This window comes from Streptomyces sp. NPDC002845 (assembly GCF_053591955.1).
Genome location: NZ_JBSFUU010000070.1, coordinates 1 through 13,320, shown reverse-complemented (window position 1 = coordinate 13,320; position 13,320 = coordinate 1). Strand labels below are relative to the sequence as shown.

General features: G+C 70.2%; 15 protein-coding genes. 1 reads left to right on the top strand and 14 read right to left on the bottom strand.

Features of this window, described 5'->3' with window-relative positions; genetic code table 11:
• Positions 1-7: 7 nt before the first annotated feature.
• From ACWD3C_RS36075 to ACWD3C_RS36035, 9 genes are all read right to left on the bottom strand, one after another.
• The gene (locus tag ACWD3C_RS36075; protein ID WP_451150725.1) at positions 8-1,381 is read right to left on the bottom strand and encodes a bifunctional albaflavenone monooxygenase/terpene synthase; all 1,374 of its coding nucleotides are present in this window, start codon (positions 1,379-1,381) and stop codon (positions 8-10) included.
• Positions 1,378-2,460, bottom strand: a complete 1,083-nt coding sequence (cyc1, locus tag ACWD3C_RS36070) for an epi-isozizaene synthase (protein ID WP_451150723.1) — start codon at positions 2,458-2,460, stop codon at positions 1,378-1,380. The genes ACWD3C_RS36075 and cyc1 overlap by 4 nt, the downstream gene beginning before the upstream one ends.
• Positions 2,461-2,756: 296 nt before the next feature.
• Complete coding sequence (def, locus tag ACWD3C_RS36065) at positions 2,757-3,407, bottom strand: peptide deformylase (RefSeq protein WP_451150721.1); 651 nt, start codon at positions 3,405-3,407, stop codon at positions 2,757-2,759.
• Between the two features lie 81 nt (positions 3,408-3,488).
• Complete coding sequence (locus tag ACWD3C_RS36060; RefSeq protein WP_451150719.1) at positions 3,489-4,469, bottom strand: tetratricopeptide repeat protein; 981 nt, start codon at positions 4,467-4,469, stop codon at positions 3,489-3,491.
• Positions 4,470-4,573: 104 nt separating this feature from the next.
• A complete protein-coding gene (locus tag ACWD3C_RS36055; protein ID WP_451150717.1) occupies positions 4,574-5,842 on the bottom strand; it encodes an HD-GYP domain-containing protein in 1,269 nt (422 codons plus the stop codon).
• 37 nt (positions 5,843-5,879) lie between these two features.
• Entirely contained in the window at positions 5,880-7,223 is a 1,344-nt protein-coding gene (locus ACWD3C_RS36050; RefSeq protein WP_451150715.1) for an HD-GYP domain-containing protein, read from the bottom strand.
• Between the two features lie 155 nt (positions 7,224-7,378).
• Positions 7,379-7,768: a roadblock/LC7 domain-containing protein gene (locus tag ACWD3C_RS36045; RefSeq protein WP_451150713.1), complete on the bottom strand. Its 390-nt coding sequence runs from the start codon at positions 7,766-7,768 to the stop codon at positions 7,379-7,381.
• Between the two features lie 485 nt (positions 7,769-8,253).
• Positions 8,254-9,090, bottom strand: a complete 837-nt coding sequence (locus ACWD3C_RS36040; protein WP_451150711.1) for a hypothetical protein — start codon at positions 9,088-9,090, stop codon at positions 8,254-8,256.
• Positions 9,087-9,461, bottom strand: coding sequence for a hypothetical protein (locus ACWD3C_RS36035; protein ID WP_451150709.1), 375 nt, complete (start codon positions 9,459-9,461; stop codon positions 9,087-9,089). The genes ACWD3C_RS36040 and ACWD3C_RS36035 overlap by 4 nt, the downstream gene beginning before the upstream one ends.
• 155 nt (positions 9,462-9,616) lie before the next feature.
• Between ACWD3C_RS36035 and ACWD3C_RS36030 the strand changes: the two genes are divergently transcribed.
• Positions 9,617-9,982, top strand: a complete 366-nt coding sequence (locus tag ACWD3C_RS36030) for a hypothetical protein (RefSeq protein ID WP_451150707.1) — start codon at positions 9,617-9,619, stop codon at positions 9,980-9,982.
• Positions 9,983-10,096: 114 nt separating this feature from the next.
• Here ACWD3C_RS36030 and rsrA read toward each other — a convergent pair whose 3' ends face one another.
• The 5 genes from rsrA to ACWD3C_RS36005 form a co-directional block, all read right to left on the bottom strand.
• Positions 10,097-10,408 (bottom strand): mycothiol system anti-sigma-R factor, encoded by a 312-nt coding sequence (gene rsrA, locus ACWD3C_RS36025; protein WP_451150705.1) that lies wholly within the window; start codon positions 10,406-10,408, stop codon positions 10,097-10,099.
• Positions 10,405-11,094 carry an RNA polymerase sigma factor SigR gene (gene sigR / locus ACWD3C_RS36020; RefSeq protein WP_451150799.1) on the bottom strand — a complete coding sequence of 230 codons (690 nt, stop codon included), beginning with the start codon at positions 11,092-11,094 and terminating at the stop codon, positions 10,405-10,407. Before sigR ends, rsrA begins: the two co-directional genes overlap by 4 nt.
• Positions 11,095-11,376: 282 nt before the next feature.
• Positions 11,377-12,021 (bottom strand): alpha/beta hydrolase family protein, encoded by a 645-nt coding sequence (locus ACWD3C_RS36015; RefSeq protein ID WP_451150703.1) that lies wholly within the window; start codon positions 12,019-12,021, stop codon positions 11,377-11,379.
• A gap of 1 nt (position 12,022) precedes the next feature.
• Positions 12,023-12,838, bottom strand: coding sequence for an SOS response-associated peptidase (locus ACWD3C_RS36010; protein ID WP_451150701.1), 816 nt, complete (start codon positions 12,836-12,838; stop codon positions 12,023-12,025).
• A 49-nt stretch (positions 12,839-12,887) separates the two neighbouring features.
• Positions 12,888-13,079 (bottom strand): hypothetical protein, encoded by a 192-nt coding sequence (locus ACWD3C_RS36005; RefSeq protein WP_451150699.1) that lies wholly within the window; start codon positions 13,077-13,079, stop codon positions 12,888-12,890.
• Between the last annotated feature and the right edge of the window lie 241 nt (positions 13,080-13,320).

Sequence of the window (13,320 nt, the reverse complement as noted above, 5' to 3'; positions counted from 1 at the left end):
CCGAAGGTCACCGAGGCACTCCCTTCAGCAGCATCCGGTGCGGCCGCAGCGTGATGCCGACCCGGGTGGTGTCGTTGGACCCGGCCACCTGCTCCAGGCGCCACCTCCTCGCCACCGCCGCCGTGATGAGGGTGAGCTGCGCCATGGAGAAGTGGTCGCTCGGGCACTTCCGGTTACCGACGCTGAACGGGCTCATGGCGTACTTGGGCACGTCCTCGGCGCGTTCCGGAAGCCATCGGTCGGGGTCGAAGTCGAGATGCCGCTCGTACGACTTCGGATCGCGCTGGATCGCGTACGGGCTGTACACGATGTCGGCCCCGGCCGGAATGCGATACCCGCCCAGTTCGGTTTCGGTCACCGCTCGCCGCGTCAGAATCCATACGGCGGGCCTGAGGCGCATCGCCTCGACGACGACATTCTTCGTGTGGGTCAGCTTGCCGACGTCCGCGAATGCGACGGGCCGGTCCCCGGCGACCGATTCGACCTCCGTACGCACCCTGTCGGCGTGTTGCGGGTGTTCGGTGAGGACCTGGAGGAGCCACATGATGGTGGATGCGACGGTTTCGCTGCCGGGGGTGAGTATCGCGACGACCTGGTCGTGGATCTCCTGTTCCCCAATGGGATCGCCATTCCCGTCCTTTGCCTCCAGCAAGGCCGTCAGCAAATCGTCCGGCTTTTGACCGGATGCCCGGCGTTCGGCGACGATCTCGTCGACGAGGAGATGCAAATCGGCCAGGGCGCGGTTGAATTCACGGTTGGCCGGAAGCGGCAGCCGGTAGAGCGGTCCGGCCGGGACGACCATGCGCCGGTACATGCCGCGGAACACCGTGGCGAGGTCGACGCTGAGCCGCTCGGCGCGCTCGTCCATGAAGTCGCCGCGCAGCAGACAGCGGGCCGCGATGCGCACGGCGACACGGAAGGACTCCGAGGTGCAGTCGAAGCGGTCCGTCGCGCCCATGCGCGCGGCGAAGTCCGCCGCCTCCTCCTCCATGACCGGCCCGTACGCGGGGATGGCGTCGAGCCGGAACGCGGGCTGGATCGTGCGCCGTTGGCGGCGGTGCCGGGGTCCGTTGGCGGTCGCCACGCCCTCCTTGCCGAGCAGGCCCTCCAGGGACTGCCAGAGCGGGCCGTCGATCTTGAAGTCGGGGTTCAGCGCCAGGGCTCCGGTGAGCTCCGGGGTGGTGACGGCGTACACCGTCTTGGGGCCCAGCTTGAGCCGTACGACATCGCCCTCGGCGCGCAGCCGGGCGAGGAAGCCCAGCGGATCGCGGACCAGCTTCCAGCCGTGTCCGAGGCCGGGCACGCCGCCGCCGGCGAGTGGTGGGACTGCCGGTTCCCCGGGAGCCCGCGGGGTCTCGGGCTGCACAGACTCGACGGTCATTTCTCACCTGCCGCTTCGTTGTTGACGTACGGGGGCGTGGACCGGTCGTCCCAGCTGTCGACCATGTACCGGCCGGATTCGTGGTGGAACCAGTAGACGGAACTGAACCAGTTCCGCATATTGCCGACGCAGGAGCGTACGGCGCCGCTCAGTTCCTTTCCGCGTACGGTGCCGTCGTCGAGGGAGTCGGCGAGCCGGAGCGCTTCCTTTTCCGCGACGAGGAATTCGATGATGCAGTCCTCGACGCGTCGCCGGACTTCCACGACGGCCCTTTCCAGGGTCAGTCCCTCATGGTGAATGAGACTGATGCCGAGATTGTGGACCTCGTCGCCCGCCAATTCCTTCGGGAGTGAGCAGAGGTCGTTGTACCAGGCGGCGAATTCCTGGCTCAGCAGGGCCGCCCGCCGGTATGCCGGGTGATTCCGTACCGCGGTGGGGAGTTCGTGTCCCGCGCTGGGTTCGAGGAGGTCGGTCCAGATCCAGTGCGCGAAGGTGAACCGCCGTAGTTCGAGATACTCCTCGACCGTCGGGACGGTTCCGCTTGTACGGTTGTGGAACTCCCGGTCGTACGCCTCGATCACCGCGTGGAAGTCCCGCGCGAAGCGTGCGTTCCAGGTCCTGCCGAGGAACGCGTACAGCCGTAGCACGCTGTCCGCGAGCCCCGCCACCAGGGGATCCTGGTGGTGCAGATGCTCCCGGGGGGAGTCGAGGGCCACGTGCAGCCGGGTCCTGAGCCGCCGCCAGGCGGCGGGCCGGTTGTGGATGACATCGCGGTCGTGCCGGTCGTCCCAGACGAAGAACCACGCGCTGTAGTCCGCGATCGCCTGGAGTACCTCGTCGGCGGCGCCCACGTAGTAGCCCGCCATGAGGTCGGTGTAGCAAAGGCCGTCGGCATATTCCGCCACCTTGTCCGCCGGCATGAGGCGTTTTTCCAGCAACCAGCCCCGGGTCCGCCGCTGGAGCCGGGGCCAATACGGGTGCAGTTGCCGGGGAAACGCCGCCTCGATCACTGGAAGAGTGAGCGACGGTGGAACCTTGGGCGCTGTCTGTGTTGCGGTGCTGTGTGGGAAAGCAGGCACGAACAAACCCCTCTCAGCCGCCTGGATACGCACACCCCTCCCGCTGTGCCGGGCGTGCGCCGTTGCGTATCCCCGCGTTTCCATTCAGCACTACAAGTGACCGTTCTGGGAACGGATTTGCTCCATTCACTACCCCATGGTGCTGAGAACCTCCCCTTGCGTGACTGGATTTGGATCACTAGAAGCACACACGCGATCGAACAACCGACGGACACACGAACGGCGCCTGGTCGGGAGGGAACCCGGCCAGGCGCCGTCAGGACGGGGCCCACGGGCCCCAACGGTCGTTTTCTGTCTCAGTCGTTCGCGACCACGGGGTAGCGCGGCTCGTTCTCGGCCATCTGCCGCAGCGCGTCCTTGCGCTCGCGCTTGGAGAGCCGGTCGATGTAGAGGTAGCCGTACAGATGATCCGTCTCGTGCTGCAGACAGCGCGCGAAGTACCCGGTGCCGCGCACCTTGATCGGGTTGCCCCGCTCGTCCTGCCCGGTGACCTCGGCGTAGTCGGGGCGGGCGAGCGACGCGTACGCGGTCGGCACCGACAGGCAGCCCTCGTTGCTGTCGTCCAGCCGGCGCTTCTCGGCGGGCAGGTCGACGAGCTTCGGGTTGCAGACCACGCCGACGTGCCGTGCGCCCTCGTCGTCCGGGCAGTCGTAGACGAAGACCTTCAGGTCGACGCCGATCTGGTTGGCGGCCAGGCCCACACCCTCGGCGGTGCGCTGGCTGGCGAACATGTCGTCGACCAGCTTCAGCAGCTCGTCGTCGAACTCGGTGACGTCCTTGCACTCCTTGTGCAGCACCGGGTTCCCGACGACGGTGATGGGCCGCGAGGTGCCCCGCTCGCGGTACGCCTCCTCGCGCTCCGCGCAGTCCTCGCTGTCGATGACGAAGCCCTCGTCGTCCACGGGGAGCACGCCCGCGTGCTGCTGATCGGTGTCCTGCTGCGCCATGACCGACGTACGCCTTCCTAGAAACAGGGGGTGTGATGCTGATACAGGGTACGGGGAGCCGGCCTCGGCGAACCTCCGACCTCAGCAAACCTCTTCGAGGTCCCGCCATCCCCTGGAATCCGGGCTGTCGGCCACCCACCCGTCCAGCAACCCCCTCACCAGCGAAGCCGGCGCGGCCACCCCGCACTCCCGCTCGGGCGCCCACAGCTGCCCGTCCGTACGGTGGCCCAGGGGACCGGGATGGCCCGGCTCGCTGTGGTCGTGCGGGTCGAGGTGCTCGCCGTCGCCCTCGTCGGACGGCATCCGGGACTCCGAGCACAGCCGGCAGAGCAGCCGTACGGAGGACGACCAGTCCTCGGCGGCGAAGCCGGCGTCGGCCGCGAGCTGCTCCAGCGCGTCCCGGTCGGCCTCGGTGGCGGCCTCCAGCAGCACCACCCAGGTGGGCACGGGCGAGGGCGCCCACAGCTCGATCTCGTCGAAGACGGGGTACGCGTGCCCGGCGGCCGTGGTCCGCTCCCCGTGGGGCACCCCGTCGTGCAGCACGACCTCGCCCCAGCGGCGCCCGGAGGACGGCAGCGGAATGGACAGCACCTCGATCCGGGCGGGGTCCAGCCTGCGCCCCCACACCACCTCGGCCTCACCCTCCGGCGACAGCCGTACGGCGGCGCTGCCCAGGTCCATGCCGACGGGCTCACCGGACGCCGTCGCTCCCCCGGGCACCCGCAGCCCGTACGCCTGCCAGGCTCGCCGGGCCAGCGGCCAGTCCTGGAGCGCGGTGGCGGCGATGCCCACGTTCCACCAGTCAGGGGCGCCGGTCTCCCGGTCGAGCAGCGCGACGGCCCTCAGACCCGCCGCCCGCGCCTGCTCCCAGTCGTGCCGGAACTTGTGCAGCAGGGCCAGGTTGAACCAGGACTCGGACAGCCACGGCTCCAGGTCCGCGGCGCGGGTCAGCAGCGCTCCCGCGTCCTCGTACCGCCCGTCGCCGATCAGCGTGAACGCGCGGTCGGTGGCCTGCCGCCAGGAGGCGGAGGGCCGGTGCCGTCCCTTGCCGAAGATCCTCACGATTCCCGCCTGCCAGTTCCGTGGAGTGGGCTGGCCTGTGCCCCGGACACCCTCTCCCTCGCATCCAACCACGGACGGTCGGAGGGGCGCTCATTACCCATGGGTTACCCAGCCGACGGCAAGGTCAGACCCCCTCTTGACAGTACGCGGGCGAGCGATTCGACGACCTCCGGCTGATAGTCCCGGGCGGCGCCGAGCCGCAGTTCTTCCAGGGCTGTGAACGACCCTCCGGGTCCGCCTTCCCGCGCCTTCTCCTCGTATGCGTTCACCACCCGCACGATCCGGGCGCTGACCGGCTGCTCCTCGTACGGATCGGCCTGCCGCTCGACGATCACGGCGACCTCGGCGTCCACCCCTGTGTGCCGTACGACGGCACCGCCGAGGAGGGCGATCCGCCGCTGCTCCTCGGCGGGGAGCCCGGCGGTGGCCCCCGCGGTCACGGGATCGACGAGGCTGAGCTGCCCGATGTCATGCATCAGCGCCGCGTACTCCAGCACGGTCAGCTCCGGCCCGGACAGCCCCATCTCCCGCCCGACCTCCCGGCTGAGGGCGGCCACACGGCGGGCATGGCCGGCGGGGGTGTACCCGGCGATCTCGGTGGCCCGCGCGAGGGAGGCAATGGTCTGCCGGTAGGTGGCCCGTACGGCGGCGTACCGCCGGAAGGAGATCTGGGTGAGGAGGAGGGGGAGGGAGAAGACGGGCAGGGCCCAGAGTCCGACGACGGCGACCGCGAGCGACATCACGACTCCGGTCGCGCAGACGGCCGACCCGATGCCGAGCAGCGCCCGCAGTTCGTCCCGGAGCAGCGGCCCGAACGGCCAGCGGGTGCGCGCGTGCGCCGTCGCCGCCGCGAGGACCGCGTCGCACAGCGCGGTCAGGACGAGCAGGGCGACGAGGAGGAGGACGTAGGAGGGTCCGATCCACTCCGGCAGCGTGCCCCTGTTGTAGAGGGGCTGGAAGCAGAGCGCGGCGAAGGCGACGGTGAGCACACGTCGGGTGAGGTGGTCCCAGGTGGGGCCGCGTCCCCTGGCCACGTGGGGCACGCATCCGAGGAGCGCGGCCGCGACGACCACGGCGACGACCTGCGGGACCCCGTGGTGGGTGGGCAGGCCCGCGTTCTCCCCGAGCAGGGCGTACGCGAGGGCTCCGGCGGCTCCGAGGGGCGCCGCCTCCCGTTCCCCTGCCTCGCTCCAGCGGGAGAGTTCTCCTACGGCGACGAGCAGGCCGAAGGCGAGGGCGACACCGGGTTCGTCGAGGCCGTACCAGAGGGTGTGGGCGAGGGCGAGGAGGGAGAGGAGGGCGGCGGAGGCGCGGATGAGGAGGAGGGGAAGGGGAAGGGGAAGGGGGATGGGAAAGGAGGGCCACGTCTTCATGACGGCCTCGCACCCGGGGTGCTACGGCTCCTGGACATCACCGGACGCCCCCACGAGAGCCGAGCCGGCCGGACACGGGTGCGGCGGCAGGCGGAGGCACGTTTCCGCAAGGGCCCGCCGTCACCGTGGGGCGCCACCCGTGCCGCTCCAGCGCCCGCGTCAACGCCGCCACCATCCGGGGGTCGAACTGGGCACCCGCACACCGTTCGAGTTCCTCCAGCGCCACGTCGACGGGACGGGCCCGCCGGTAGGACCGGGTGGAGGTCATCGCGTCGAAGGCGTCGGCGACAGCCACCACCCGTGCGAACTCAGGTATCTGGCTCCCCATCAGCCCGTACGGATACCCGCTCCCGTCCAGCCGCTCGTGGTGGTGCAGGATCGCCGAACGGGCCTCCCCCAGGAAGCCGATGCCCCGCACCATCTCGTGCCCGTACTCGGGATGCAGCTCGATGACCCGTCGCTCCTGAGGCGTCAGAGGCCCGTCCTTCCGCAACAGCCGCGTCGGCACCCCGAGTTTGCCCACGTCGTGCAGGATCCCGGCGAACCGCAGGCCCTCGGCCCGCTCGTCGTCCATGCCGAGTTCACGCGCGATCATCATGGACGCCTGCCCGACCCGCTCACTGTGGCCGCGCGTGTAGCCGTCCTTGATGTCGACGGCCTGCACCAGAGCGCGAATGGTCGCCTGGTGGGCCGCCCGCTCCCGGTGGTACTGCGCGAACACCCAGCAGGACACGTACATCGGCAGCAGCACGAGCAACGCGGAGACGGGCCCGTACGGACTGCGCCACAGCACGGCCATCATCAGCCCGGCGAGCCCGTGCACGGCGACGGGCGCGAGGGACCGCAGAAAGAGCCCCCGCCAGGCATTGCGCACGGGCACGCGCTCGGCCAGCGCGAGAATCCCGCCGTCGAGGACGGTCAGTACGGCGCAGAAGGCGAGCGCGGCGGCCCCGGCGGGCACGAGCGCGTGCGGGAAGTCGGCCGCCACGACCGCGTCCCGCCCGCCCAGCGCCCAGTGCACCCGGGACGCCGCCCAGACCCCGAGCGCGAGCTGGGCCGCACGCCACAACCGCCGCAGCCGGCGCGGCCGTTGGTCGACCCGGGCGACCAGCGCCCCCGGCACCGCCACCAACGCGGCAGCGGGCGGCGGCAGCAGAAAGGCCCCGGCGAGCAGCACGGGAAAGAACGTGCCCATGCCCTCGGGCGCGCGATGGCCGACGAAGGGGCATCGGGTGATCTGCTCGCACCCGGCATACAGCACGGCGAGCAGGAGAACGACCCACCACGGGGTCCGGATCCCGGGCAGCGGCGCGAGACAGGCCAGGGCGCCGACGACGACACACCCGACGTAGACACGCGCCCACGCCGGAACCGACCCCATGACGACCACGACCCTCCCCAGTCAGGCTCGGGAGCCTAGAGGGGCAGGGGTGGCGAGGGGACGGGAATGGCTGATTCCGGGTGCCTGCTACCCGAGGATTAGCACAATCGGGTGACCGACGGTCGCTGTTGCCGGGGTGCGTTGTCGCGGATGCGTCAGCGGGGGACGTCGGCGGCGAGCACCTTGTTCAGCTGCTCCACCGTCGTCGGCGACTCGCGCCGGAACGCGGCGATGTCGAGCCCTTCGTCCCCCATGACGGTCAGCAGGGCACGGTCGCCGACGGCCACCACGATGATGTGCCCGGAGCCGCAGCGGGCCACCACCTCGCGGAGTACGCCGGTGCCGACCTGGTCGGCCATGCGGCGGCTCACGCCGAGGGTGGCGGCGGCGAGCGCGGCGACGGACTCGGGGTGGACCTTGTCGACGTCGGCGACGACGAGGAGACCGTCCACCGTGGACAGGACGCTCTCGGAGACCCCCATCACCCGGTCACGCAGCGAGGTCAGGATGCCGGTCAGGGAATCGGGCGAGGGGTTTTCGGTCATGGCACGTGCTCCTTGGTCCAGGCGCGTCTGCGATCGGTGGTGTGGCCCCGGGCGGCGTCAGCCGGACAGGCGTCAGCCGGACTCGGGGAGAGCCCGGAGCCCGCGGCGGACACGTCGCAGCGTTTCGATGGAAGGCTGATCGGCGGCCAGTTCCTCGGCCGACGGCATCGGAAGAGCGGGCGGAGGCGACGGCACGGCGGGCGTGTCCGTGGCGTTCCGGCCGCTCTCGGGAGTCGGCGCCCTGACTCGCACGGGCAGTGACTTCCGCATGGGTAACGGTGGTTTCCGTACGGGTGCGGAACCGGGATCGGCGGACGGTGGCGGCTCGGTCCGTGCCACCGGACGTTGATCCGCGACTTCCCGTGGGGTGGTGGGGCATGGCTGTGCTCGTTGTTCTCGTCGCTCGCGCTGTTCGGAGTCCCGCTGTGAGCGGGACCCTGAGGTGCGGTGACGCCGCGTCGCCGCTGGGTCGTCGTCTGGACTCACTACCCGCCCTTCGCGCCGTTGTCTCCGGCGGGAGATCCGGTACCGGATCTGCGTCTGGGCAGGGGCCGGGCCGTGGATACCGGTGCGGCGGCGGCAACGGACGCCCGCGGAACGCGGCGTGCCGTGCTCGGCCGGCCTTCGGGCGTGGTGCCGCTCTCCCACTGGAGAAGGTTCAGTGCCCGCATGCGGGTCAGGTCCAGCATGACCGGGTACAGCCCGCGCCTCAGCGCGAACGCGATGTCGCGGGGCGTACGGCGTCCGTTGACGGTGTCGAGGACGTCACGCTGCCGGCGCGGCAGCCGGCCGACGGCCCGGCGGGGTCCGCCGTCCACGACCGGGAAGGGCCTCAGGCGGGCCAGTTCGCCCGGCGGTCCCCACAGGCGGGACAGCAGCGCCATGCGCCGGGTCGTCTCCTCGGTCAGCGCCCGCGGCTCCACCCCCGGCTCGGCGACGATCGTGGGCACCCGGTCGCCCAGCTCCCAGCCGCCGGGCGGGCTCAGTGCCATGGCGAAGGCCCCGTCGAACACGGCAGCGATGCAGACGACCTCCAGTTCGGCGGCGCCGATCAGACCGGCGGCCACCAGGTGCCCGCCCAGCCGGTCCGCGTCGGGCTCCGCGGCGCACGCGGCCAGCCAGGCCTCGTCGGCGATCCGGCCCGAGGTGAGGAGCGCCGACGTGGCGGTCGGCGCGCCCGGGGTCTCGACCGCGGCCACCAGCCCGTTCCTCAGATGGATCGTTCCTCCTGGGAGGCCCGAGATCCGTACCGTGCCGCTGAAGCCGTCCTCGTGCAGCATCGTCAGGAGCGCGGGCACGTTGCGCGCCACGGGTGTCATCACGCCAGCACCTCGCCCGCCCGGTCACCCAGACTGCGCAGGGCCAGGGCCACGTTGGCGCGGTCCCGGTCGAGACCCGCCGCCAGCAGCAGCGGGTCGCCGACCGGCCGTACCACGGTGAACAGCACCTGATGGCGTCGTCTGCTGGTCATGACCACGCTCTCCAGCTCCCCCTCGGCCCCTGCCTCGCCCAGCCGCTCGGCGATGAGGGCGGCGAGTTCGGACCAATCCGCCCCGTCCCCCGCCTCGGCGACGTCGCCCGCCGCTCCGTAGGTGAGTCCGGTGACCGCGTCGATCAGGGCGACGCCGGTGACTCCGGGGGAATCGAGCAACCGCTCCAGGGAAGCCTGCAGAGCCGTCGTCAGTTCCCCCATTTCCGCTTCACCCCCACACGCCGCACAGTATTTTGAACGCCAACCGTCGTAACACATAACAAAGTTGACGCCTTGCGACCCAAGAGTCGCTCACGTTCGATCGTAGATGGCCGGACATCGACCGGTCAGCAGCACTGAGGAATTGGGGCAGCACCATGAACATCGAGACCGCGCTCAAGGAAGCCATGACCGTGGACGGCGCGATCGGCATCGCCCTCGTCGACTACGAAAGCGGCATGTCGCTCGGCACGCTCGGGGGCGGCAACGGCCTCGACCTCGAACTCGCGGCAGCGGGCAACACCGAGGTGGTGCGCTCGAAGATGCGCACGCTCAGCAGTCTGGCCATGGACGACACGATCGAGGACATCCTGATCACGCTGGGCAAGCAGTACCACCTGATCCGCCCGCTCGCCGGCAACAAGGGGTCGCTCTTCCTCTACCTCGCGCTGGACCGGTCCCGCAGCAACCTGGCGCTGGCCCGGCACAATCTGAAGCGGATCGAGGGCATCCTGGAGGTCTGAGCCCGCGACCGAGTCACGACGGTCGCTCCAGGACCGGAAGGCGGGCCAACGGGTAGACGTGCCACTCCCGTAGGGGGACCCGCCCGGTATGCGGGCCCACCTGAAAGGCCGGGCTCAGGCCTCCCGCGGCGTCGCCGGAGCGGCCGTCACGTCGTGCTCGGGGACGGCCTGCCCGGACCGGATCATGTCGATGCGGCCCATGACCTTCGCCCGCAGATCAGCCGGCACGTCGTCCTGCCCGCAACACCGCTTGACGAGCTTCTTCACGGCCTTTTCGAGCCCGTACTTCTCCAGGCACGGCGAGCACTCCTCGAAGTGGTGCTCGAACTTCGTGCAGTCGGCGTCGGGCATCTCACGGTCGAGGAACTCGTAGAGATGATCGAGGACTTCGCTGCAATCAGTCTCGTGCGGCTCTCCGCAGCTCATGAGCCCGAGCCTTTCGCTTCGTTCGACTCTCCGGCGCCGGCCGGGACCAGCCCGCGCTCACGGGCGTAGTCCTCGAGCATGCCGCGCAGTTGACGGCGGCCACGGTGCAGCCGGGACATCACCGTACCGATGGGTGTCCCCATGATGTCCGCGATCTCCTTGTACGCAAAGCCTTCTACGTCGGCCAGATACACGGCGATGCGGAATTCCTCGGGGATCGCCTGGAGCGCTTGCTTCACGTCCGAGTCGGGCAGGTGGTCGAGCGCCTGCGACTCGGCCGAGCGCAGACCCGTCGACATGTGCGACTCGGCGCGCGCGAGCTGCCAGTCCTCGATCTCCTCGGCCGCACTGCGCTGGGGTTCGCGCTGCTTCTTGCGGTACGAGTTGATGAACGTGTTCGTGAGAATGCGGTACAGCCACGCCTTGAGGTTGGTGCCCTCGCGGAACTGGTGGAAGGACGCGTACGCCTTGGCGTACGTCTCCTGCACCAGGTCCTCGGCGTCGGCCGGGTTGCGCGTCATGCGCAGGGCGGCCGAATACATCTGGTCGAGGAACTCAAGGGCGTCCCGCTCGAAGCGCGCGTTGCGCTGCGTCGCGGACTCCGTGCTCCCCGCGGTCTCCGTTCCCTCGGGCTGCTCCGCCTGGCCCTGTGCGGTCCCTGCGTCGGTCCCAGTGACCGGACCCACCTCCTCCAGCGTCTGAGCGGAACCGAAACCGGTCCCACCAGAATCGGAGGATAGACGAACATCCACACCCGCCGCCGCCTGAATAGGGGTGGCCTTGGCCGCGCGCAGCACCGTCCAGTCCAGGTCAGTGCGGCTGCTGCGGCTCGGGCATACGGTCGAACCCATGCGGCGGACTCCCTCTCGTACGAACTGGTCAGCGCGGTCTGCGTCCACGGCGCCTGCCGACTGCGCCTGCTGTCTGATGCGCACAACAGAGGTCCGCCGCTCAGCATTCCCCGCGCTTCACCCCAGTGACGCGGTCCACACCACGACGGCGTCCGTGATCACCTTCAGGGCCTGTTCCTGATCGAGGGGCGCCTTCTTCGGTACGACGAAGCCGTGATCGCCGTACGCCACCTCGACCAGCTCGTACGGGCCCTCCGGGAACTCCTCCGGCTTCCCGAACGGATCGTTGCCGCCCTGTACGACGAGCGTGGGCACCCCGGCCCCGAGCAGTTCCTCCGCACGGGACTTCTCGGGCCTGCCCGGCGGGTGCAGCGGGAAGCCGAGCGCGAGCACGGCCGCCGCGCCCAGCTCCTTCGCCGTACGGCAGGCCACGCGCGCCCCCGCGCTCCGCCCGCCCGACACCACCGGAAGGCCGGGCCCGGCCAGCGCGGGCCACAGCCCCCGCCACCCCGTGTCCAGCGTCTTCGGCGCGGGTGCCAGCTTCTTCCCCGCCACCCGCCAGGGCTGTTCGACGAGGGCGACGGTCACACCGTGCGCGGGGAGCACGGACGCGACGGCCTGGAGGTCGCGCGCCTGGATGCCGCCGCCCGCGCCGTGGCTGAGGGCGAGGACGAGCCGGGGCTTGCCGGCCCGGTGCCAGGTGATGCGGGCCGTACCCGCGTCGGTCTCAACGTCTTCGATGGTCTCGGTCACATCGGTCACATCAGAAGAGTGTGCCCTCCTCGGGCCCCTCCAGCTCCTTCAGCAGCTCCGGGCCGTTGTTGCGGACACTGCTGACCGCCGTGGAGACGGGGTATGCGCGCATCAGCCCGGCGGGCGGCGGCGCGAGCAGCTCGCGGAGGTCGTCGGGGTCCGTACGGGCCGGGTCGAGCCAGGCGTCCCAGCGGTCCGGGGTGAGCATCAGGGGCATACGGGGGTGGATCTCGGCCAGTGTGTGCGGTCCCTCGGCCGGGGCCACCGCGAGGGGCGTGCTCTCGGCCTCGGTCGTGATCACCGAGCACGTCACCCACCAGGCCTGCGGGTGGTCGTCCGGCAGCGTCTTGTCCCGCCAGAACTCGTACAGCCCGGCCATCGCGAACACGGACCCGTCGGCCGGCAGCACGAAGTAGGGCTGCTTGCGGGGCCGCTTCTTCTTGCCCTCGACCTCCAGGTCGCGCTCCTGCTTGCCAGTGACCCACTCGTAGTAGCCGTCGGCGGGGACGATGCAGCGCCGGGCGGCGAAGGCCCGGCGGTACGAGGGCTTCTCGTGGACGGTCTCCACGCGCGCGTTGATCATCCGGGCGGCGCCCTCGGGCGTCTTGGACCAGGACGGGACCAGACCCCACTTGAGCCGGCGGAGCTGGCGAACCGGCCGCTTCTCGTCCGCGTCCTTAAGAGGACGGTCCAGGACCGCGTAGACCTCCTTGGTGGGCGCCACGTTGTAGTCGGGCTCCAGGGTCTCCTCCGGCTCCCACTTCTCGATCTCAAAGATTCCTGCGAGATCCTCGGGCCCACGACTCGCCGCATACCGTCCGCACATCTGTAACCACCCCTCCGACCTGCGAAAACGCTAGGTCACGCCGCCTCAGTCAGCACCAGTCAGCACGGTGCTGGGCCAGCGCCACATCCATCGCCTCGACCGCCCGGCCTGTGGCGTCCGGGGTGAGGTACCCGTACGTGTCCGCCGTCTCCCTGATGCTCTTGTGCCCCAGCCACCGGGACACGTCCAAGAGTGGCAGACCGCTGCTGAGCGCGGTCGGCGAACCAGTGCCGAGGGTCATGAGGCGACCACTCGTATCCCAGGGTCTTCACCACCTTACGGAAACCTCATCTGGTATCTCCTCGACACCGTCCGGGAGACTTGCTGGATCACCTTCGCAAGTACGGGGCACACGCGAGCCACGGACCGACGCCGGCCCGGGGTTGTGCCTAGGAGCGTGTCTCAGTAACCGGCAACCCGCTTGCGGTTCGTGATCATTCATGCGGGATGATCTCGGTATGCGTGATGGGGATGGGCTGTTC

Coding starts and splice junctions, on each gene's coding strand:
- ACWD3C_RS36075 (WP_451150725.1), bottom strand. CDS start 1,381: ATGACCGTCGAGTCTGTGCAGCCCGAGACCCCGCGGGCTCCCGGGGAA.
- def (WP_451150721.1), bottom strand. CDS start 3,407: ATGGCGCAGCAGGACACCGATCAGCAGCACGCGGGCGTGCTCCCCGTG.
- ACWD3C_RS36055 (WP_451150717.1), bottom strand. CDS start 5,842: ATGAAGACGTGGCCCTCCTTTCCCATCCCCCTTCCCCTTCCCCTTCCC.
- ACWD3C_RS36050 (WP_451150715.1), bottom strand. CDS start 7,223: ATGGGGTCGGTTCCGGCGTGGGCGCGTGTCTACGTCGGGTGTGTCGTC.
- ACWD3C_RS36045 (WP_451150713.1), bottom strand. CDS start 7,768: ATGACCGAAAACCCCTCGCCCGATTCCCTGACCGGCATCCTGACCTCG.
- ACWD3C_RS36035 (WP_451150709.1), bottom strand. CDS start 9,461: ATGGGGGAACTGACGACGGCTCTGCAGGCTTCCCTGGAGCGGTTGCTC.
- ACWD3C_RS36030 (WP_451150707.1), top strand. CDS start 9,617: ATGAACATCGAGACCGCGCTCAAGGAAGCCATGACCGTGGACGGCGCG.
- rsrA (WP_451150705.1), bottom strand. CDS start 10,408: ATGAGCTGCGGAGAGCCGCACGAGACTGATTGCAGCGAAGTCCTCGAT.
- ACWD3C_RS36010 (WP_451150701.1), bottom strand. CDS start 12,838: ATGTGCGGACGGTATGCGGCGAGTCGTGGGCCCGAGGATCTCGCAGGA.
- ACWD3C_RS36005 (WP_451150699.1), bottom strand. CDS start 13,079: ATGACCCTCGGCACTGGTTCGCCGACCGCGCTCAGCAGCGGTCTGCCA.